This window comes from Affinirhizobium straminoryzae (assembly GCF_007004135.1).
Classification (GTDB): Bacteria; Pseudomonadota; Alphaproteobacteria; order Rhizobiales; family Rhizobiaceae; genus Neorhizobium; species Neorhizobium straminoryzae.
In genome coordinates this window covers 74079-95337 of sequence record NZ_VJMG01000011.1, presented here as the reverse complement: position 1 = coordinate 95337, position 21259 = coordinate 74079, and the positions used below count along the sequence as shown (strand labels likewise).

Annotated in this window: 21 protein-coding genes; 15 read left to right on the top strand and 6 right to left on the bottom strand. The window is 62.4% G+C overall.

Annotated elements, in window-relative coordinates:
• Positions 1–11 precede the first annotated feature (11 nt).
• The 9 genes from FNA46_RS05705 to FNA46_RS05665 all read left to right on the top strand — a co-directional run bounded on the left by FNA46_RS05705 (position 12) and on the right by FNA46_RS05665 (position 8249).
• Complete coding sequence (locus tag FNA46_RS05705) at positions 12–956, top strand: VOC family protein (RefSeq protein ID WP_143124141.1); 945 nt, start codon at positions 12–14, stop codon at positions 954–956.
• Between the two features lie 54 nt (positions 957–1010).
• On the top strand, positions 1011–2234 hold the full coding sequence (locus FNA46_RS05700; RefSeq protein ID WP_210245859.1) for an FAD-dependent oxidoreductase: 1224 nt from the start codon (positions 1011–1013) through the stop codon (positions 2232–2234).
• Complete coding sequence (locus FNA46_RS05695) at positions 2227–2616, top strand: Rieske (2Fe-2S) protein (protein ID WP_143124140.1); 390 nt, start codon at positions 2227–2229, stop codon at positions 2614–2616. The genes FNA46_RS05700 and FNA46_RS05695 overlap by 8 nt, the downstream gene beginning before the upstream one ends.
• A gap of 1 nt (position 2617) precedes the next feature.
• Entirely contained in the window at positions 2618–3748 is a 1131-nt protein-coding gene (locus FNA46_RS05690; protein WP_143124139.1) for an FAD-dependent oxidoreductase, read from the top strand.
• Between the two features lie 77 nt (positions 3749–3825).
• Positions 3826–4944 carry an MFS transporter gene (locus tag FNA46_RS05685; RefSeq protein ID WP_143124138.1) on the top strand — a complete coding sequence of 373 codons (1119 nt, stop codon included), beginning with the start codon at positions 3826–3828 and terminating at the stop codon, positions 4942–4944.
• Positions 4941–5522: a cupin domain-containing protein gene (locus tag FNA46_RS05680; RefSeq protein WP_143124137.1), complete on the top strand. Its 582-nt coding sequence runs from the start codon at positions 4941–4943 to the stop codon at positions 5520–5522. Before FNA46_RS05685 ends, FNA46_RS05680 begins: the two co-directional genes overlap by 4 nt.
• 59 nt (positions 5523–5581) lie before the next feature.
• Positions 5582–6559, top strand: a complete 978-nt coding sequence (locus FNA46_RS05675; RefSeq protein ID WP_143124136.1) for a fumarylacetoacetate hydrolase family protein — start codon at positions 5582–5584, stop codon at positions 6557–6559.
• Complete coding sequence (locus FNA46_RS05670; protein WP_143124135.1) at positions 6559–7476, top strand: NAD-dependent epimerase/dehydratase family protein; 918 nt, start codon at positions 6559–6561, stop codon at positions 7474–7476. The genes FNA46_RS05675 and FNA46_RS05670 overlap by 1 nt, the downstream gene beginning before the upstream one ends.
• A 5-nt stretch (positions 7477–7481) precedes the next feature.
• Positions 7482–8249 carry a cyclase family protein gene (locus FNA46_RS05665; RefSeq protein WP_143124134.1) on the top strand — a complete coding sequence of 256 codons (768 nt, stop codon included), beginning with the start codon at positions 7482–7484 and terminating at the stop codon, positions 8247–8249.
• A gap of 117 nt (positions 8250–8366) precedes the next feature.
• On the opposite strand, the gene FNA46_RS05660 is transcribed toward FNA46_RS05665, so the two are convergent.
• Positions 8367–8618: a helix-turn-helix domain-containing protein gene (locus tag FNA46_RS05660; RefSeq protein WP_425468674.1), complete on the bottom strand. Its 252-nt coding sequence runs from the start codon at positions 8616–8618 to the stop codon at positions 8367–8369.
• Between the two features lie 121 nt (positions 8619–8739).
• Between FNA46_RS05660 and FNA46_RS05655 the strand changes: the two genes are divergently transcribed.
• The 6 genes from FNA46_RS05655 to mnhG are packed head-to-tail and all read left to right on the top strand — an operon-like array spanning position 8740 to position 14737.
• On the top strand, positions 8740–11661 hold the full coding sequence (locus FNA46_RS05655; protein ID WP_143124132.1) for a monovalent cation/H+ antiporter subunit A: 2922 nt from the start codon (positions 8740–8742) through the stop codon (positions 11659–11661).
• Positions 11661–11999 (top strand): Na+/H+ antiporter subunit C, encoded by a 339-nt coding sequence (locus FNA46_RS05650; RefSeq protein ID WP_143124131.1) that lies wholly within the window; start codon positions 11661–11663, stop codon positions 11997–11999. Before FNA46_RS05655 ends, FNA46_RS05650 begins: the two co-directional genes overlap by 1 nt.
• Positions 11996–13630, top strand: a complete 1635-nt coding sequence (locus FNA46_RS05645) for a monovalent cation/H+ antiporter subunit D (RefSeq protein ID WP_143124130.1) — start codon at positions 11996–11998, stop codon at positions 13628–13630. The genes FNA46_RS05650 and FNA46_RS05645 overlap by 4 nt, the downstream gene beginning before the upstream one ends.
• The gene (locus tag FNA46_RS05640; RefSeq protein WP_143124129.1) at positions 13627–14103 is read left to right on the top strand and encodes a Na+/H+ antiporter subunit E; all 477 of its coding nucleotides are present in this window, start codon (positions 13627–13629) and stop codon (positions 14101–14103) included. The genes FNA46_RS05645 and FNA46_RS05640 overlap by 4 nt, the downstream gene beginning before the upstream one ends.
• Complete coding sequence (locus FNA46_RS05635) at positions 14100–14381, top strand: K+/H+ antiporter subunit F (protein ID WP_143124128.1); 282 nt, start codon at positions 14100–14102, stop codon at positions 14379–14381. The genes FNA46_RS05640 and FNA46_RS05635 overlap by 4 nt, the downstream gene beginning before the upstream one ends.
• Entirely contained in the window at positions 14378–14737 is a 360-nt protein-coding gene (mnhG, locus tag FNA46_RS05630) for a monovalent cation/H(+) antiporter subunit G (RefSeq protein WP_425468673.1), read from the top strand. The genes FNA46_RS05635 and mnhG overlap by 4 nt, the downstream gene beginning before the upstream one ends.
• 21 nt (positions 14738–14758) lie before the next feature.
• Here mnhG and FNA46_RS05625 read toward each other — a convergent pair whose 3' ends face one another.
• From FNA46_RS05625 to FNA46_RS05605, 5 genes are all read right to left on the bottom strand, one after another.
• Complete coding sequence (locus FNA46_RS05625) at positions 14759–15736, bottom strand: ABC transporter ATP-binding protein (protein WP_143124127.1); 978 nt, start codon at positions 15734–15736, stop codon at positions 14759–14761.
• Positions 15737–15740: 4 nt separating this feature from the next.
• Positions 15741–16565: a carbohydrate ABC transporter permease gene (locus FNA46_RS05620; RefSeq protein ID WP_143124126.1), complete on the bottom strand. Its 825-nt coding sequence runs from the start codon at positions 16563–16565 to the stop codon at positions 15741–15743.
• Positions 16562–17425, bottom strand: a complete 864-nt coding sequence (locus FNA46_RS05615) for a carbohydrate ABC transporter permease (protein ID WP_143124125.1) — start codon at positions 17423–17425, stop codon at positions 16562–16564. Before FNA46_RS05615 ends, FNA46_RS05620 begins: the two co-directional genes overlap by 4 nt.
• 65 nt (positions 17426–17490) lie before the next feature.
• Positions 17491–18765 carry an ABC transporter substrate-binding protein gene (locus FNA46_RS05610; RefSeq protein WP_143124124.1) on the bottom strand — a complete coding sequence of 425 codons (1275 nt, stop codon included), beginning with the start codon at positions 18763–18765 and terminating at the stop codon, positions 17491–17493.
• A gap of 75 nt (positions 18766–18840) precedes the next feature.
• A complete protein-coding gene (locus FNA46_RS05605) occupies positions 18841–21159 on the bottom strand; it encodes an alpha-L-rhamnosidase (protein ID WP_246102875.1) in 2319 nt (772 codons plus the stop codon).
• Positions 21160–21259 lie beyond the last annotated feature (100 nt).

Below are 21259 nucleotides of genomic sequence, written 5' to 3'. Positions count from 1 at the left end.
GGATTGCTATCATGAACATCATCGGTCCTGACTACCTCATCTTCGGTGTCGACGATGTCGCTGCCTGCACGGAATATCTGACGGCCTGGGGGCTGAAGCCGGTGAATGTCACCGAGAGCGGCGGACTTTTCGAGACGCTGGATGGTACCGGCATCATCGTCCGCCACAAGGCAGACCCGACGCTGCCGCCCCCGCTGCCGACGTCCAACATGCTGCGCCAGCAGGTCTATGGCGTTCGCGCCGCCGAGGATCTCGATGCGATTGAAGCGGAACTCGGTCGCGACCGCCGCGTCACACGCCTTTCGGACGGTTCGATCGAGTTCAAGGACGACCACGGCTTTGAATTGAAGTTCCAGGTCACGATCCGCCGTGAACTCGACATGCCCGCGGAAAAGATCAATGCTCCCGGCGCTCCCGCCCAGCGCCGTCCGAACGAGATCGGCGTGTGGGAAGAAATGCCCGCTCTGCCGCGAACACTGAGCCACGTCGTGCTCTTCGTCCCGGATATCGAAATCGCGGCCCGCTTCTATTGCGATCGCCTCGGCTTCGTCATCACCGACGTTCTGACCGGCGCCGGTCCTTTCCTGCGACCAAGGGCCAATGACGATCACCACACGCTCTTCTTCATCCGCACGCCGGAATACATGAAGGGATGCGAGCACCTGGCGTTCCACATGGGCGGGCCGACCGAGCTGATGGTTGCCGGCACCCGCTTCGTCAAGAAGGGTTACCAGAGCTTCTGGGGGCCCGGTCGCCACAAGTTCGGATCGAACTGGTTCTGGTATTTCAACAGCCCGCTTGGCTGCCACTTCGAATACGACGCCGACATGGACAAGCATGATGACACCTGGGTGGCGCGGGAGGCGCCCATGGGTGCGGAAGCCTCACAGATCGTTCTCTTCGAAATGCGCGAGAAGTGGGCCCCCGGCGGTCCACCCCCAGGGGCCAAGCACTGACGCACTCTGGGAGGAGTGCACCGGCACGGATTGAAAAGACTGGGAGGATGGAATTTGGAACAGCGAACCGGAAAACGTGTCGCAATCGTTGGCGCAGGGCCGGGGGGCGTATCGGCAGCAATCGCCCTTCGAAAGGCCGGCTACGACGTCAGGCTCTATGAGCAGAATCCGGAGCCGAAGCCACTCGGCGGGGCCGTACTGTTGTCGGTGCCGGTTCTGGCGGTGCTTCGGAACTACGGCATCGACGTCATCAACAATTTCGGCCTCAAGACGCGGGTACAGTTTCGCAATCCGAAGGGCGAGGTTCGCGTCGACCTGCCGTTCAACCGGGACGTCGAAAGGGCAATGGGCATCGAGGGATGGCACTACGGCATCCTGCGATCGTCTGCCTATGCCAAGATGCTCGAGGCGCTCAATGCGCTCGACCCCTCGGTGATCACGCCAGGCCACCGCTTCAGCGCCTATGAAGAACGTGGCAACGAAATCATCGTGAAGTTCGACAATGGCAATCAGGTTGCCGTCGACCTTCTGATCGGCGCGGATGGCATCCGCTCCAAGGTTTCGGAACAGGCTCTCGGACCACTGAACCTGTTCCATGTCGGCCTGCGCGTCTGGCTTGCATGGTGCGAAGACATTCCGGAACTTCCGAAGGACATCGGCGCTCTCCATCACGGTCGTGAGGTGCAGGCAAGTTACTTTCCGATGAAGCATGGCGGAAAGCCCGGTTTCGAGTGGTGGATCGTCGAGAAATCCTCGGCCGATGCCACACCACCAGTGGATCCGGAGCAGCACGTGCGCAAGCTTCTGGCACCTTTTGCCTATCCGATGAACCTGTTTGCCGACCGCACGGATTTCGCCAGGCAGATCTTCCGTTGGGAGGTCTACAACCGTCCGTCGCTCTCCAAGTGGTCCAACGGAAGAGTGGTTTGTCTGGGCGATGCCGTCCATCCCGTTTCCCCCTATGCAGCCTACGGCATGGGCATGGCCATCGAGGACGGTTATTTCCTGGCGCGCGCGCTGGGGCAGGCCGATCTGACCGATCGCGCCGCCGTCGATCGCGCCATCGGCACCTTCGAAGCGGATCGGGTCGCGTATTGCAACCATCAGGTCGAGTTTGCCCGCAAGCTTGGCAATGTCTTCCACCGGATGCCGAAGCCGCTCGCCTGGTTGCGCGATCAGGTGTTTGATCGCACGCGGCTGCTGCAGTCCATGGTGGAAAAGGACTATCTGGCGGATGCAGAACGTATGTCGCTGTCGCTGAGGGAACTGCATGTCTGATCCGACGGCACTCCTGCAGCATACGGAGACCCGGTATCTGCTCTGTCGTGCCTCGGACATCGGCGAGGGGGAGGCGCGCGGCTTCGGGCCTCTCGCCGGTTCCCGCCGCAAGATCATCGTGCTCAGGCGCAACGGCGTTCTGCATGCCTGGCGTGACGCCTGCCCGCATTACTCAACCGGAACACCAATGGCGTGGAAAACCGACGCCTATATGAACGGCGACAAGACACACCTGACCTGCCACTCGCACCATGCCCTGTTCGACATGGAAACAGGGCAGTGCATCCTTGGCCCATGCCTCGGGCAGCAACTGACACGCGTCAATATCGTGGTGGGAGATGAAGGGGACGTTTTCGTCGCCGGTCCCACGGAGGAGATCTGACATGAATTCGCATATCAAGACCGTGCTGATCATCGGCGGCGGCTTTGCCGGCATGACGGCCGCGCTCCAGCTTTCCCGCAACGGCTTTGCCGTGGATCTGGTGGAAATCGATGCGGGCTGGCGCTCCTATGGTGCCGGTATCAGCCTGCATGGCTCGACGCTTCGCGTGCTCAAGCAACTCGGGCTGATCGACCGCTTCTTCGAAGAGGGTTTTGCCAGCGACGGTGTGGAGATGCGCGGGCCGGACGACCGGGTGCTCGTGACACTACCGACGCCGCGCGTCGCCGGTCCCGACATTCCCGGCGGTGGCGGCATCATGCGCCCGGCGCTTGCCAAGATGCTGTCCGACGCCGTGCGGGCGTCCAGCACGCGCGTCAGGCTTGGCATCACCTTCACCGATTTGCATCAGGATGCAGACGGCGTGACGGTACACTTCAACGACGGCACCGAAGGCCGCTACGATCTGGTGATCGGCGCGGACGGGCTCTATTCCGCCGTACGGGCAAAAATGTTTCCGCACGCGCCGAAGCCCCGCTTCATCGGCCAGTCGGTCTGGCGGGCCGTGCTGCCGAAGCCGGCCGGTATCAACACGGTTGCCATGTGGATGGGACCGACCGTCAAGGTCGGCCTGAACGGCGTTGGCAAGGATCAGGCCTATCTGTTTCTCACGGAGGATCGCGCGACCAACGATTTCGTGGCGCCGGAAACCTTCGTGGAAACCCTGCGCGGCCTGCTGGAGCGCTTTTCCTCCCCCATCATCCGTACGATCGCAGCGGAACTCTCGTCGGAGCATCAGATCGTCTATCGCCCGCTGGAGCAGATGCTTCTGCCGCGCCCCTGGTCGAACGGCCGCGTCGTGCTGATCGGCGACGCCGTGCATGCAACCACGCCACATCTGGCCGCAGGCGCCTGCATCGGCATTGAGGATGCCATGGTGCTCGCGGAAGAACTGGCCGCAGCAGAGGATATCCTGTCTGCGCTTTCCGGTTTCGAGGCACGCCGCTGGGAGCGGTGCCGGATGGTGGTGGAGAACTCCGGTCGTCTCGCCGATATCGAAATCCATGGCGGCAGCAGGGAAGAGCACGCAGCCATCATGCAGGCTTCCATGAAGACGCTTGCGGAAGCCATCTGAAACAGACATCGCGCCGGCGCGGCGACTGAGGAGGTCGCCCGCCCTTGCCCTGGCGCAGAACCATCGGAGGAGCGTGAATGTCAGGACAGAAATTCGGTGTGGCCGGATCGGTCGCACTCGTCATCGGCCATTGTGCGGGAATGCTCGATCTCGTAGCACTTCCCGTCTGGGTCGGGGCGCTGGTCGAGCGCTACGGCTTCAGCCCGCAGGAGGCTGGCGCACTGGCCACTCTCTTCCTGCTGGGAGCAGTCGGAGCGAGTGCCAGCATTGCCCCCCGCTTCAATCAGTTGAACCACAAGCTGCTTTCGACCCTGGGCTTTGCCATCACCGCACTCGCCTTCTTCATTGCCTCCACCCAGTCCGGCTTTGCGATGCTCGCCCTCCTGCATCTCATCGCAGGCATCTCGGCGGGCACGGCCCTGTCGATCATTCACGGGACCATGGGACAGGCTGCCAATCCGCATCGTCTGTTTGCCTTTGCCGGCATTGCCATCGGCCTGTTCGCCATCATTCTCCTGGCGGCAATCCCGCAGCTTCTGATCGTTCGCGGCGGTCCAGTGCTGTTTCAGGTGTTCGGCGGCATCATGGTGATCGCGGCTCTTGCCTGCGGCTTTCTGTTCAGCAATCCCACCAGCCGCATCCGCCATGACAAAAGCCCCTTCAGCCGTGCCACATGGCTCACCATCTTCGGCATCAGCATCATGACCTTCAACCAGTCCATGGTCTTTTCCTTTGTGGAGGTCATCGGCAAGGGACGCGGCTTCGAACCGGAGCATGTCCTGGCGGCGCTGATTGCGCTGGGTTTCGTGAACTTTTTCGTGCCTTCCCCGCTGGCAGCTCTGCTCCAGACGCGCGTGTCGGCGCCGCTCGTCACCCAGATCGGCCCGGCGATCCAGGCCGTTCTGGCCGTGATCGTGACCAGCGCCACGCTGTTCGCGGTGTGGGCACCGGCCGCCGCCGTCTTCGTGGCCGTACAGATCTTCACCCATACCTTCGCTTTCGGACGACTGGCCACGCTGGACCCCACCGGACGCGCAACCGCAGCAACCCCCGCGACGCTGATGGTCGGTGCTGCCCTCGGCCCCATTGTCGGCGGCGCACTGGGTGAAAACCTGGGCTTCGAAGCGCTGGGCATGGCCGCTGTCGTCGTCGCCGCTATCGCCATAGGCTTTTTCACCAAGGCAAAGATCGCATGAGTCAATTCCCCCCGATCACCCGGATCATCACCGGACACACGAAAGATGGCCGCTCCGCCCTCAGCGAGGTCGGCCCCTTGCCGACCGTCGTGGAACTGGCGGCCATCCCCGGCACCGTCTTCCACGAGGTCTGGGCAACCGGCGAAAGCCCGGCGCGCGTCGACAACGGGCCCGATCCGACCACGGGCCCCCTGGTCCTTCCCCCGCCTGCGGGCGGCACCCGGATCCGCTTCGTGGACATTCCTCCCGATACCGAGGATTTTCTACAGAACGGCAGCGCACGCATGGGCGATGCCTTCGAGGAGATTGGCGACCGTGCAGCCTCGACGGTCAGGGAACATTCTCCGCATCCGCTGATGCATCGCACGGAATCCATTGACTACGGCATCGTGATCGATGGTGAAATGACACTGATTCTGGATGATGACGAAGTGCTGTTGAAGCCGGGTTCGGTCGTCATCCAGCGCGGCACCAACCATGCCTGGGCCAATCGCTCCGGCGCGCCGTGCCGGATGCTGTTTGTGCTGGTGTCCGGCACATACGATCCGGCCCTTGCAGAACAGCTTGCCGGGCACTGACGCCCGGCAGCGCCAATAACCAGCAGACAAGGCCCCGCAAAGGGCCGAACGAGGTCTCCATGAAGTTCGCCACTTATCACGACGGAAGCCGCGACGGGCAATTTTGGGTTGTATCGCGCGATCTCACCATCGCCATTCCTGCAACCGGCATCGCGCCAACCCTCCAGGCAGCCCTCGATGACTGGGATATGGTATCGCCCGATCTGGAGGCACTTTACGCCCGTCTGAATGCGGGCGAGGAGCCCTTTGCGACACGCTTCCAGCCGGAGCGTTGCCTTGCGCCCCTGCCGCGCGCACCGCAATGGCTGGATGCCTCGGCCTTCCTCAACCACGGCCGCCTGATGGAAGAGGCATTCAAGACACCGCAAAATCCGGATTTCGAGACTATCCCGCTCGTCTATCAGGGTGCGAGCGATGATTTTCGCGGCCCCCTGGCAGATGTCGAGTTCCCGGACGACGCGCTGTGGATCGACATGGAGGGCGAATTCGGCGTGGTCCTGTCGGAGGTGCCGATGCGCACGGGCGCCGAGCAGGCCGAAGCACATATTCGCCTTCTCGTGCAGATCAATGACTGGTCCCTGCGCGCCGTCGGCCCGCGCGAAATGCGGGCGGGCTTTGGCTTTCTTCAGGCAAAACCCTCGACCGCCTTTGCCCCGGTCGCCATCACACCGGACGAACTTGGACCTTACTGGCACAATGGCCGCGTCGGAATTGCGCTGCATGTCGAAATCAATGGCCGCGAAGTGGGCCGCGCCAATGGCCGCGAGATGCACTTCTCCTTTGGCGAACTGATTGCCCACTGCGCCGATACCAGAAAGCTTTCAGCCGGGACCATCCTCGGATCGGGAACGGTTTCGAATGCCGATCGCGCAGCCGGTTCCTCCTGTATTTCCGAGATCCGGGTGATCGAACTGCTGGACGAAGGGGCTGCGCGCACGCCCTTCCTGACCTGGGGCGATCGCGTGCGCATGGAAGCCCGCCTGCCGGATGGCTCCGCGCCGTTCGGAATCATCGACCAGAGTGTGGTGAAGGCCTGATGCGCATTCTCGTCACCGGGGCGGAGGGTTTCCTCGGACGCGGGCTCGTCGCACGGCTGCCCGACGTCTATCCCGATGCCAAGGCAATCGTTCTGACCGATCGGACCTTTTCCACCGTCGCTTCGCCGGGGATGCAGCAAAGGAGCGGCGACCTCTCCGCAGCTGCCTTTCTCGAGGAACTGCTCGAGCCCGGCTTCGATCTGATATTCCATCTCGCAAGCGTGCCAGGCGCCCTGGCCGAAAAGGAACAAGAGCTCGGGTTCGCCGCCAATCTGCTGGCGCCGCTGGCGCTCGCGCGGGAGGCGGCAGCGCGAAAGCCGGGCTGCCGTTTCGTCTTCGCGTCGTCGATTGCAGTCTATGGCGCTCTTGGCGGCCGGACGGTGACGGAGGAAACGCCCCTGTCACCGGACATGACCTATGGCGCCCACAAGCGGATGACGGAAATCCTGTTGTCCGACCTCCGACGCCGGGGTGAGCTTTCCGCCATCAGCCTGCGGTTTCCAGGCATTGTGGCAAGACCGGCAAGCGAAAGCGGCCATGGTTCGGCCTTCATGAGCCAGATCTTCCATCGCGTGGCAGCGGGCGAGGCCTATGACTGCCCGGTTCCCGCAGAAAGCACCTGCTGGTGGATGTCGCGATCGGCGGCAGTGACGGCTTTGCTGCATGCCGCGAGGACCGGGACAGAAAGCAAGAGCGTCGTCCAGCCGCCGGTTCTCAGTGCAACCGTTGCCGCTGTCGCCGAGGCGGTGTCGCGCGTCACCGGGCAACCCTTCCTGATCCGCTGGGGGCATGACGAGCGCCTGAGGCAGATCTTCGGCGCCATGCCGCCGCTTGATGCGACGCCCGCCCTTTCCCTCGGCTTTTGCGCCGACGCCGACCTCGACGCCTTGGCCGTGGCCGCCCTTTCCGGAGACTGACCCACATGACCATTATCGACCTGTCCGTTGCGATTGAAAACGACGTGCCCGCCGACCCGCCAGGGCTGGGGCCAACCATCCGCTATACCAGCCACACGGAAGGGGCCGAGGAAGTGCTGCGCTTCTTTCCCGGTCTGGACATTGCCGAAGTGCCGGGCGCTGAAGGATGGGCAGTCGAGCATCTGAGCCTTACTGCCCATGCCGGAACGCATCTCGATGCTCCCTGGCATTTCGCCTCCACCATGAACAAGGGCGCCCGTGCCTGGACCATTGATGAAGTGCCGCTTGACTGGTGCATCCGGCCCGGTGTCAAGCTCGACCTCCGCGATCTGCCGGATGGTTATGTCGCAACGGCTGCCGACGTAGAGGCCGCAGTGAAGGCGACCGGACACACGCTCCAGCCCTTCGATATCGTGCTGGTCAATACGGCGGCCGGCGCCGCCTATGGCCGGCCGGACTATCTCGGTCGCGGCTGCGGCATCGGCCGCGAGGCGACGCTCTGGCTGATGGAGCAGGGTATCCACATTGCCGGCACCGATGCGTGGTCCTGGGATGCGCCCTTTCCCGTGACGGCCCATCGCTTTGCGGAAACCAGGGATGCGGGGCTGATCTGGGAGGGGCACAAGGCTGGCCGCGAGGGCATCTTCATGCATATGGAGAAGCTGACGCGTCTTGCCGATCTGCCAGCCACCGGTTTCACCGTCTCCTGCCTCCCGGTCAAGATCAAGGGTGGCTCCGCCGGCTGGTGCCGTGCGGTCGCGATCTTCGACTGACATCCATTATTTGCCGTCGGCGACAGGCTGTCATGACAGCGAAAGCCTCTCCACGCTCGTCGCGGAGGGGCTTCTATCTTTCAAAGGGCAAGGGCGGCAGAGGCACCCGTCGTGACGTCACTTGTCGGCATAGACACCGACGCAGGCGCAATCCGCCCGCATGAAGGCGATGCCCGAACGTTCGAAGGCAAGACGCAGCTGTGCCTCCGTCGACCGATGGATCGGATGACGACCGCCTTCAAAGTCACGGATCGTGCTGCGGGACACCCCCGAATGCTCGGCCAGATCCGCCTGAGTCCAGTCGAGATAACCGCGCGCCGCCCGACACAGCGCGGGTGACAAAATTGCATCGCTCGTGGGTTGACCCATGTCTGCAAACTGCCCATATACATCAATGCTAGCCATTTAGGGCATTTTTCAACGCATTTCCAGCCTGCCGGTGTTTTCGCCTGCGGCCTGTGCATTTCATCATGGAGGATGATGGCTTGGGATAACGTCAGCCCCCTTTCTGCTCGTTCTGCTTCTGGCGGTGCCGTTTCTGGGCAGCCTTGCATCCGCCTTCATCCTCAATACCACGTCCCGTCAGTTGCCGGTCTTTCTCGCCGGTGTGGTGGCCCTTTCGAGCGTAGGCCTGTCAGCGCTTGCCTATCCCTATGTGACGGACGGAAACGTGCTGCGTTTCCATGCAGAATGGCTGCCGCAGTTCGGCCTCGACTTTTCCCTGCGGATGGATGGCTTTGCCTGGATCTTTTCCATGCTGGTCACCTCCATCGGATTTCTCGTGGTGCTCTATGCGCGCTATTACATGGGCGACGACGATCCAATTCCGCGCTTCTTCTCCTTCCTGCTCGCCTTCATGGGCGCGATGCTCGGCATCCTCATCTCCGGCAACATCATCCTGCTGTCGATCTTCTGGGAGCTGACCAGCATCTTCTCCTTCCTGCTGATCAGCTATTGGCACAGCAGCGCAGCCGCGCGTGACGGAGCTCGCATGGCGCTCACCGTCACCGGCATTGGCGGCTTCTGCCTGCTGATCGGCATGCTGCTGCTCGGTCACATCGTCGGAAGCTACGATCTCGACACGATCCTTGCGTCGGGCGATGCGATCCGCAACCATCCGCTCTATCTGCCGACGCTCGTCTTCATCCTGCTCGGGGCGCTGACCAAGAGCGCGCAGTTTCCCTTCCATTTCTGGCTGCCGAACGCGATGGCGGCGCCGACCCCGGTCTCGGCCTTCCTGCATTCCGCAACCATGGTGAAGGCCGGCGTCTTTCTGCTCGTCCGCTTCTGGCCGGTGCTGTCCGGAACCTATGAATGGTTCTTTCTGGTCGGGCTTGCCGGCATGCTGACGCTGCTGCTCGGCGCCTTCTTCGCCATGTTCCAGCGGGATCTGAAGGGCCTGCTTGCCTATTCCACCATCAGCCATCTCGGACTGATCACCACGCTGCTCAGCCTCGGCAGCCCGCTGTCCACCGTCGCCGCCATCTTCCACATGCTGAACCACGCCACCTTCAAGGCGTCGCTGTTCATGGCCGCGGGCATCATCGATCACGAGACCGGCACGCGCGATATGCAGAAGCTGAGCGGCCTTTTCCGCTTCCTGCCGGCGACCGCGACGCTTGCGATGGTCGCAAGTGCCGCCATGGCCGGCGTGCCGCTGCTGAACGGCTTCCTCTCCAAGGAAATGTTCTTTGCGGAAGCCGTGGAAACCCATGCGGATTCGGTGCTCGACCGTATCCTGCCCTATGTGGCGACGCTGGCCGGCGCCTTCAGCGTCACCTACTCGCTGCGCTTCATCCATACCGTCTTCTTCGGCCCGCCGCCGGTCGATCTGCCAAAGCCTCATCCGCACGAACCACCCCGCTGGATGCGCTTTCCCATCGAAATCCTGGTGGTGGTCTGCCTGATCGTCGGCATCGTTCCGGCCCTGTCGATCGGCCCGTTCCTGGAGACAGCGGTCGCCAGCGTGCTCGGAGCCCGGACGCCGGACTACAGCCTCAGCATCTGGCATGGTTTCAACGTGCCGTTGATCATGAGCCTCGTTGCGCTCGTCGGCGGCACCCTGCTTTACATGGCGCTCCGCCGCTATCTGGCGACATCCGAGGATGGCCCCCCCTATTTCCGCCGCCTGCGCGGCCAGCGCATTTTCGAACGCGTGCTCGTCACCGTCTCCTGGCGCTGGGCGAGGCTGGCAGAAAGCCGGCTCGGAACCCGCAACCTGCAGCCGCAGTTGCGCTGGATCGTCGCCATCGGGTTTACGGCTGGCCTGCTGCCCCTCTATCTCGCCGGCTTCGAACGTCGCCCCATCGTCTTCTCGCAGATCGATCCGGCTTTCGTGCTGATCTGGATGATCGGCATGGCATTGGCGATCGGCGCCGCCGTCTACGCCAAGTACCATCGACTGGCGGCGCTAGTGATGCTGGGCGGCGTCGGACTTGTCGTCTGCCTTACTTTCGTGTGGCTATCGGCGCCGGACCTGGCCATCACCCAGCTTCTGGTGGAGATCGTCACGACGGTTCTCATCCTGCTTGGCCTGCGCTGGCTGCCGAAGCGCAACCCTGACCTCGGCGACGTGATGACGCTGCGCAGCCGGTTCCGCCGGTTCCGCGACCTGCTGCTGGCGGTCGCCTGCGGCGTCGGCATGACGGTGGTGGCCTTTACCGTGATGACCATTCCCGTGCCTGATGCCATTGCGACCTATTTCCTCGAGAACGCCTATGCGCAGGGCGGCGGCCGCAACGTCGTCAACGTCATCCTCGTGGACTTCCGCGGCTTCGATACGCTGGGCGAAATTGTCGTGCTCGGCATCGTCGGCCTCACCGTCTATGCCCTCCTGCGCCGTTTCCGCCCGGCGCCCGACAGCATGGAAATGCCGGAGCAGCAGCAGATCCAGAACCGTTTCGACGAGGAGCAGCCGGAGCGTTCGCCGGGCGATATGGTCCGCGACTACCTGCTCGTTCCATCCGTGCTGATGCAGTGGATGTTCCCGGTCATCCTGATGTTTGCGGTCTACCTGTTCATTCGCGGCCACGACATGCCGGGCGGCGGCTTCTCGGCCGGCCTCACGCTGTCGATCGCCTTCCTGCTGCAATATCTCGCAGGTGGCACGCGCTGGGCGGAAGATCGCATCCGCATCCTGCCGCTGCGCTGGATGGGAGCCGGCATCCTGACGGCAACGGCCACCGGCGCCGGCGCATGGCTGCTCGGCTACCCCTTCCTCACCTCGCATTTCCGCTATCTGGAACTGCCGCTGATTGGAAAGATACCGGCAGCAACTGCGCTGCTGTTCGATCTCGGCGTCTTCGCGCTGGTCGTCGGCTCGACGGTTCTGATCCTCGTCGCGCTTGCCCACCAGTCGATCCGCATCAATCGTCTGCGCGCAATCGAAGCGGCCAGGCGGGAGGAGGCGTAATGGAACTCGTTCTGTCCATCGCAATCGGCGTGATGACCACCTGCGGCGTCTGGCTGATCCTGCGGCCACGCACCTATCAGGTCATCGTCGGGCTTTCACTGCTGTCCTACGCGGTAAATCTGTTCATCTTCGGGGTCGGCGGCGTCAAGAGCAACCGGCCGCCGGTGCTGGAGGGCGGGGTGCTCGCCAGCACGTTGAGCGATCCCGTGCCGCAGGCACTGGTGCTGACCGCCATCGTCATCGGCTTTGCCACGACGGCGCTCTTTCTCGTCGTGCTTCTCGCCGCACGCGGCCTGACCGGCAACGACCATGTCGACGGGAGGAACGAGAAGCCATGATGTCATGGTCCCATCACCTCATCATCACGCCGATCCTGCTGCCAATGGCAACCGCAGCACTGCTGCTGTTGATCGACGAGCGCAACCGCACCACCAAAGCGCTGATCAGCCTCGTCTCCATCCTGCTCCTTGCGATGAATGCCGTCGTGCTGTTTCGCATCGAGAGCGGGCCGAACGATTTCGAGAATGTCTACCTGCTCGGCAACTGGGCGGCGCCCTTCGGCATCGTGCTTGTCATCGACGGACTGTCGGCGCTGATGCTGCTCCTTGCTTCCCTGCTGGCCGTCGCGTCGCATGTCTTCGCGCTCGCCCGCTGGCATGCGGTGGGCGCCCATTACCACAGCCTGTTCCAACTGCTGCTGGTCGGCGTCAACGGCGCCTTCCTGACCGGCGACCTGTTCAATCTCTTCGTCTTCTTCGAGGTGATGCTGGCCGCATCCTATGGTCTGCTGCTGCACGGCACCGGCACGCTGCGCGTCAAGGCCGGCATGCACTATATTGCCGTCAACCTCGTGGCCGCCCTGTTCTTCCTGATCGGCGTCAGCCTGATCTATGGCACCGCCGGCACGCTGAACATGGCCGATCTTGCGCTGCGCATGCCGCAGATGGAGCCGGACCGGCTGATGCTGATGGAGGCGGGCGCGGGCGTGCTCGGGGTTGCCTTCCTGATCAAGGTCGGCATGTGGCCGCTCTGCTTCTGGCTGCCGGGCGCCTATAGCGCCGCCTCTGCCCCGGTTGCCGGCATGTTTGCCATCCTCAGCAAGGTCGGCATCTATGTCATCCTGCGGCTCACCATGCTGCTGTTCGGCAGCGGTCCCTCTGCCGGCTTCGGGGCGGACGTCCTTCTCTTCGGCGGCATTGCGACGCTCGTCTTCGGCACCATCGGCGTGCTTGCCTCGCAGGCGCTGGGCAGGCTCGCCGGCTATTCCGTGCTGGTCTCCTCCGGCACGCTTCTGATGGTGCTGGGCATCAACGATGGTATCGTGTCCTCCGGTGCGCTGCTCTATCTCGTCAGCTCCACGCTGACGATCGGCGCCTTTTTCATGCTGATCGAACTGGTCGAGCGGGGTCAGGATGCCGGCGCCAACGTTCTGGCCGTCACCATGGAGGCCTATGGCGACGGTGAGGAGCATGACATGGCGGAAGGCGAGGGGGTCACCATGCCCGGCACCATGGCCATTCTCGGGGTGTGCTTTGCCGCCTGCGGTATCCTGCTTTCGGGCCTGCCGCCGCTCTCCGGCTTCATCGCCAAGTTTGCCATGCTGTCTGCCATGATGGGCACCGGCTCGATCGGCACCACGCCGGGAGCAGCCGTCTGGACGCTCATCGTGCTGGTGATCTTCTCCGGCATCGCCGCCCTGATTGCCATGACGCGCGCCGGCATCCGCACCTTCTGGGGCTCGCTCGAAGGCACCGTGCCCCGCGTGTTGGTGGTGGAGGTGGTGCCGGTGATGTTCCTGCTGTCGCTGACGCTGCTTCTGACCATCGAGGCCGGGCCTGTCATGCGCTACATGGACGCCACAATCCGCACCCTTGCCAATCCGGCCGCCTATATCGATGCGGTGCGCAATGCAGTGGTGATCGAGGGCTGGGGACCTGGAACCGGTGCGAAGGCGGGAGGTTCGTTATGATTCCCTATCCGCTTCTCACCGTCAGCCTGATCGTGATGTGGCTCACGCTCAACGCCTTCACGCTCGGCCACCTTTTGCTTGGAACCTTGATTGCAGTGTTTGCGGGCTGGGCACTGGCGGCACTGAGGCCGGAGAAACCGAAGATCCGCAAGTGGCATCTCCTGCCCATTCTCGCCTTCCGGGTCATGGTCGACATCCTTCGCTCCAATGCCGCCGTGGCGCTGCTCATCCTCAGGGGAAAACGGCGGCCGCACACCGCGGCCTTCATCACCATCCCACTCGAGATCGAGCATCCGGTGGCGCTGGCCGCCATGTCCGTGATCCTGACGAGCACGCCGGGTTCCGCCTGGCTTGCCTATGACAGCCGCCAGAAGACGGTGCTGATCCACGTCCTCGACCTTGTCGATGAGGAGGCATGGGTCGCGGCCATCAAGCAGCGATATGAAAGCCTGTTGCTGGAGATCATCGAATGAGCGCAATCATTCTGTTCACCGCCGTCTCTCTGGCCAAGATCCTGCTCGCCATCGCGCTGATGGTGGCGGCCGTGCGCATCTTCGTCGGTCCACGCGCGCAGGATCGCATCATTGCGCTCGATACCGTCTATATCATCGCCATGCTGCTGCTCGTCACCTTCGGCATCGGCAGCGGACGCCTGATCTATTTCGAGGCAGCTCTGGTCATCGGCCTGCTCGGCTTCGTCGCGACCGTGGCGCTGGCCAAGTTCCTCATGCGCGGAGAGGTGATCGAATGATGATGTCCATTGCAGATCTGCCGCTATGGGTGGCGATCATCGTATCCGTCCTGCTCATCGTCGGGGCAATGCTGACGCTGATCGGGGCGATCGGTTTCCTGCGTCTGCCGACCTTTTACGAGCGCCTGCATGCCCCGACGCTCGGAACCAGCTGGGGTGTCGGCGGTGTGATGCTCGCCTCGATCATCTACTTCTCGGTCGCCGGCTCGCGCCCCGTCCTGCACGAAATCCTGATCGGCATCTTCGTGACGCTGACAACCCCCATCACGCTGATCCTGCTCGCACGCGCTGCCCTTCACCGCGACCGGTCGGAGGGAAACCGGATCGGGCTGAAGGACGACGACGATGGAAACTGAGCGGGCGGGTTGGGACCTTGCTTAGAAGCGGTGTTCCTTGCCGGGCACTGGGGTGACAAAGATCTCCTGCCGCAGGGCAAGCTCCGCATCTCCGGGAACCCGCACGACGATGGACATCAGGTCCGGCTGATCAAGATAGAGCACGGTATCGGCACCGAGCCGCTCGATATGCCGGATGGTACCTTTCCATTTGCCTTCACTGGTCGACATGCTGAGATGCTCGGGGCGGATGCCGTAGGTGGTGCATCCCTCTGCAGCGGCGATCGCCCCTTCATAGAGGTTCATCTTCGGCGAGCCGATGAAGCCCGCAACGAATGGGCTTGCCGGCCTGTTGTAGAGCTCCATGGGCGAGCCGACCTGTTCCACCCGGCCAGCATTCAGCACCACGATCTTGTCCGCCATGGTCATCGCCTCCACCTGATCATGGGTAACATAGATCATGGTGGCACCGAGCCGTGCGTGGAGGTCGGTCAGTTCCATTCGCATCTGGGAGCGAAGCGCTGCATCGAGGTTGGAGAGCGGCTCGTCGAACAGGAAAACCTTGGGGTCGCGAATGATGGCACGGCCGATTGCCACCCGCTGGCGCTGCCCGCCTGAAAGGGCCTTCGGCTTGCGATCCAGCAGATGGGTAAGTTGCAGCGTCTCGGCGGTCTTTTCCACCTTCGCCGCGATTTCCGCCTTCGGGCGCCCGGCCAGAGACAAACCGAAACCGATGTTGTCGCGCACCGTCAGATGCGGATAGAGCGCGTAGGACTGGAAGACCATGGCGATCCCGCGTTGCGAGGGTTCTGCATGCGTGACATCCCTGTCGCCGATCAGCATGCGGCCGTCGCTGGAGGTTTCCAACCCGGAAATCATGCGCAGGAGGGTGGATTTCCCGCAGCCGGAGGGGCCGACAAACACGCAGAACTCCCCGTCTTCTACCGCAAGGTCGATGCCCTTGATGACATCGAGGCTGCCGAAGCTCTTGCGGATGTTTTCAAGCACGACTTTCGCCATGGTATTATCCTTTCACGGCACCGGCCGTCATGCCGGCCACGATCTGCCTGTTGAAGAAGACAAAGACGATCAGCGGCGGAATGGTGACCAGAAGAATGTTCATGAACAGCAGGTTGAACTGGGTCTGGAACTGACCCTGGAAATTATAGAGGGTCAGCTGCACCGTGACGTTTTCGCGCCCCGGCAGGTAATAGAGCGGATTGGTGAAATCGTTGAAGATGCTGATCGACTGGACGACGATGACGGTGACGGTCACCGGTTTCAGCAGCGGCAGGATGACCCTGAAAAAGATCTGCCAGGGCTTTGCGCCGTCGATGATTGCCGCCTCGTCAAGATCGCGCGGGATCGTGGCAATGAAGCTTCGGAACAGCAGAACCGAGAAGGCGAGCCCGTAGGCTACCTGGATGAACACCATGCCGGTCAGCGTCTTGAACAACCCAACGGACTGCAGGATCCAGATGGTCGGAACCACGGCTGGCGGGATCATCAGACCGGCCAGCACGAAGGCATAGATCACCTTGTTCCAGCCGGAAGGGCGTCGCTGCAAGACATAGCCCACCATCGCGCCGAAAAGGACGAGCAGCGTCACGGAACAGACGGTGATGACGGTGGAGTTGAAATAGGCCAGCAACAACATGTAGTTGCGCGTCCTGAGGACTTCGGTGAGGTTGTCCAGGAAGTGCCATTCCACCGGCCAGCTGAAGGTCAGCAACGCAGCGTCCTGCTTCGTCTTGACGGCCGTGAGAAGAACAAACACGAAGGGCAGGATAAAGATCACGCCTGCAACCGCAAGCGAGATCACGCCGGTGTAGAATTGTCGCCGCGTCACAGATCCACCTCCTTGCGATTGAACCAGGCCGTCATGGGCAGGATGATCAGGCCGATCAGAAGAAACAGGATCACGTTGCCGGCCGTCGATAGACCGTAAAACCCTGCCTGATACTGCTTGTAGATGACGCTTGCCAGCACATCCGAGGAAAAGCCGGGGCCGCCACGGGTCATGGCCCAGATGAGGTCGAAGCTTCTGAGGCCGCCGATCAGCGACAGCGTCACGACCGTTACGGTTGCCGGGCGCACAAGCGGAACGGTGACGCGGAAAAACATCTGCGTGCGGGTTGCGCCATCAATGCGAGCGGCCTCGTAATAATCCGGGCTGATGGAGGCCAGGCCCGCGATATAGATGAGCGTTGCAAGCCCGAGCCCCTTCCAGAAGTCAACGAGGATGATTGAATAGAGCGCGAGGGCCGGATCGGTCAGCCAGCCCGGACCGGGGATGCCGATTGCGGAAAGCGCCACGTTGATGACGCCGTTGGTCGGGTGCATCAGCACGGAGAAGGTGATGCCGACACCGATCGTGGAGACCAGCACGGGAAAGAAGATCACGGCGCGCAAAAAGCCCTGCGCCCAGATGCCGGAGGTCAGCAGGACCGCGAGCAGCAGGCCAAACACGGATTTCGTGGCAGAGGTCGCAAAGGCATAGATCACCGTGTTGATCAGGCCCTGGATCAGAAAGGGTTCCCTGAGGAACTGCCGGTAGTTCTCAAGGCCGATGAACTGCGCCGAAAACAGGTCCCAGCGCGTCAGGCTGAACCAGAGCGATGCGAGCGTCGGGGCAAGGAACAACACGCTGAACACCACCGCGGCCGGCATCACGAACCAGTAGGGATAGGGGGATTTTTGAACGATCATCGTCCATCTCCGAAACAGTACTCGCCCGGACGAATGCCGGACGAGCTTCCTGGGAGGATTTTTGCTTACCAGTTGGGAAGGCCCAGCTGCTTGGCCTGCTTCTGCACATCCTGGTCGTAAAGCGCAGCGGCATCCCTGGCCGAACGGATGCCGGACCCCACTTCCACCGTGATCTGCTCGAGGGCCGGCCCCTTGATGGGTGACAGGAACTCAAGGGCCGGCGCTGTCCGCCCCGCCGTCTCGAAGTAGGGGAGCATGTCACTGACGGCCTGCGGAATACTCTTCGGCAAGCTGCAGTCCTTGATCAGGTAAGGGCCTGACGGAACGGCCGCCGCCATCTGCTCGCAAGCTTCACGGGAGGCAGCCCAGTCCAGAAATTTCTTTGCTTCCGCGGCATTCTCGCTCTTGGCGGGGGCATAGAGTGCAGACGGCATCCAGATCGTCAGGCCGTTCTTCGTCGCATCATCGCCCGGCTGGGCAAAAAAGCCGAGATCCGGCAGGGCTTCGGGATTGTTCTGGCTCACATTGCCGATGCCGAAGGTCAGCATGGGAAAATGCGCCGCCTGGCCGGTCGCCACCATGCGCATGCCGTCGCCAAAGCGGGCGGCACCGAAATCCGGATTGAACAGACCGGCTTTGGCCACTTCCTCGATATGCTCGAAGCCCCTCAGCGCAACCGGTGTGGTGGCATATTTCACCTGATTGGCGGTGTACTTCGTCGCAAAATCGGGCAGGGCCGTGCTGACATTGTAGAAATCGGCCAGCACGAAGAGCTGGGAGGTCCAGGTGTCGCCATAGGTCTGCGCGATGGCCACCTTGCCGGCAGCCTTGATCTTGGCGTTGTTGGCCATGAACTCGGCCCAGGTCTTCGGCACCTGGAGACCGAGATCCGCATAGATCTTGCGATTGTAGAAGATGCCACCGCCCATGGCGGGGCCGAAGGGAATACCGCGCAGCGTGCCATCCGGCGCTGTTACCACCTTGCGGAAGATATCCGTGACATTGCCTGCGTTGCCGAGACCGGACAGATCGGCGAGCGTTCTTTCCGGCTTCAAGGCCTGGAACAGCGAACCCGAATTGTACTGGAAGATGTCTGCCATTTCACCGGTGGCCAGCCGCGTCTTGACCAGGTTGTCGCCTTCGGAACCGCCGGGGCGGCTTTCCACGTCGAACGATACATCCGGCCGCTTTTGCTGGTAGGACTTGCTGAGTGCCTCAAACAGCGCTGTCGTTTCCGAATTGGTGTCGAGCAGCACGCTCAACGTCACATCCGCATGGGCCGCGGATGCCATAAGGGCCACCAGGACCGATGCAAGGGTCGTGCGCATTGTCATTCGCATGGTCGTTTCCTCCTCTTCAGACCATAGATCAACTTGTGATCTCCGGGCGGCAAACCGCCCGGAGCGCCACCGACATCACACCCGGAAGGTGATGACGTGCTCACCACCCCCCAGAATGGCCAGGCCATCCGTGGCTGCAGCACCATCGATTGAGACATCCCGACGTGACTGCGCCGCAAAGCGGCCGCTGACACCCTCCGGCAGATTGACCCGGTAACGCACCAGATCGCCCTCCAGCGTCCAGTCGGCGGTGATGCGTCCCTGGCGAACATCATGCCAGGCACTGACCGGCGACAACGCGGGCAGGATGGCCGGATCAAGCTCGATCTCGGCGAAACCCGGTGCGTCGGCGCGCGGCTTAATCCCCGCCACATCTTCGAACAGCCACTGGCAGACCGCGCCATAGGCATAATGGTTGTAGCTGTTCATGTCCGGATCATAGACCGAGCCGTCCTCGCCAATCGCATCCCAGCGCTCCCAGATCGAAGTCGCCCCGCGCTCCACCTGATAGAGCCAGCCCGGCACCTTGCGGTTGAGAAAGATCTTCTCCGCCAGATCCAGCATGCCGAGCCGGGTGATTGCTGGAAGCAGGGCAGGTGTGCCAATGAAGCCTGTGCCGATCACGCCATCCGTCTCTTCAACGACACGACGGAAATAGGCGCGTCCCGCTTCTTCATACTCTTCCGGCACCAGACCGTAGAGGAAGGCAAGCGCCCAGGAGGTCTGGTCGTTGTGGGCAATGCGACCGGAGGGCGCAAAGAATTCGTGGCGGAAGGCCGCGCGGATGGCCGCCGCGCGGGCAGCAAGCCTTTCAGCGTCCTGCGGGCGGTCGAGAATACGGGCAATGCGGGCGGCAAGATCGGTCGAAATGAAATGATAAAGGGTTGCCGCGCAGTCGTCGGCCACGGTCGGTCGCGGCTTGCGGTTGTCGCCAACCGGCTGCAGCCAGTCTCCGAAGGTGAAGCCTTGCTCGCCCCAGACCGCCGGCGGGCGGATGATCGGTCCGTCGGAAATGCCCCAGAGATAATCCAGCCAGGCCTGCATGGCCGGGAAGCATTCCTCAAGAACAGCTGGATTGCCATAATGCAGGTAGAGTTGCCAGGGGATGATGACGATCGCATCTCCCCAGCCCGTGGAGCCAGCCCAATCGCCGCGCTTGTCGATCGGGTGAAGCCGGGTCGGGTCGGGCGAGAAGTGAGAGACGGCGCCATTGTCGCGCTGGTCATGCATCACGTCGCGCAGGTATTTTGCCAGAAACCGCTCGCTGTCGGCCAACCAGCAGGCCGTACCGGCAAAGACCTGCGCGTCTCCCGTCCAGCCCAGACGCTCGTCACGCTGCGGGCAATCGGTTGGAACCTCGATGAAGTTAGAACGCTGCGACCAGATGGTGTTCTCCACCAGACGGTTGACGGCATCGACGCCACAACGGAAACCGCCAGCCGCGACCGGCACCGAACTGATCGGCACCATCTCGATACCGAGAAGCTCCGCACCACCCGTCAGCGTGACGCGCGCATAACGGAACCCCATGAAGCTGAAAAAGGGCGCATAGACTTCCTCACCTTGTCCGCTGAGCGTGTAGAGGAGCGCTGCCCGGGCGCTGCGATAATTGCGGTTGTCGAAGTCGCGATCAGGCCCCAGAATTTCCGAATGCTCGACCTGCGCCGTCGCACCGGCCGGGCCACGCACGCGAATGCGCACATAGCCGCCGGCATTCTGACCGAAATCATGAAGCAGGCGTCCCTCCTGATCCGTCCAGGCCTCGACGGACGCAAGCGGTGCAAGTTCCTTGACGCCATCCACCTCATGCGGCACCAGCAGAGCCTTGTCGAAAGCCAGAATTTCGACGCCGTCGCTGTCAGCAGGCACGATGCGCGCATCAAAATCCTCACCGTAATAGATGCCGCTGCGGGTCACCGGCGAAAAGCCGCTCTTCCAGCCAGCATCCGTCGAGAGGCAGATCACGCCATCGGCTTCCAGTTCGCCAATCGCGCCGATCCGGTCGCCCCAGCAGTTGAAGATCGGATTCATGGCCCAGAGGATCTGGCTGCGGTACCAGCCATCGGCCAGCCAGATCTCGATGCGATTATCACCAGCCTGCAACAGCGGTGCGACCTCGTAGGTCTGATAGGCCATGCGATCATCATAACAGGTCCAGCCCGGCGTCAGCAGGTCATCGCCCACCCGGCGGCCATTGATGAAGGCGCGATAGAGCCCCTGGGCAGAGAGGCGAAGGCTGGCAGACTGCGGCACCGATGGCAGCGCAAAGATCCGCGATACGAATGTTCCTGCCGTTCCCTGCCCCTTATCACAGGACGGCGCGATCATCTCAGCGGCCTGAAAATGAGCAAGCGAAAGTGCCGGCCGGATGCCGGATGCCACGGGTCTGTCCATGAAGATCCTCCTGCGCCAGACCTCTCCCAAGGTCGTCGCGCACCATTGTGTAAACCGTTCTATGTGTATCATTCTACATCTTCGTTTGCCGCGCAACCAT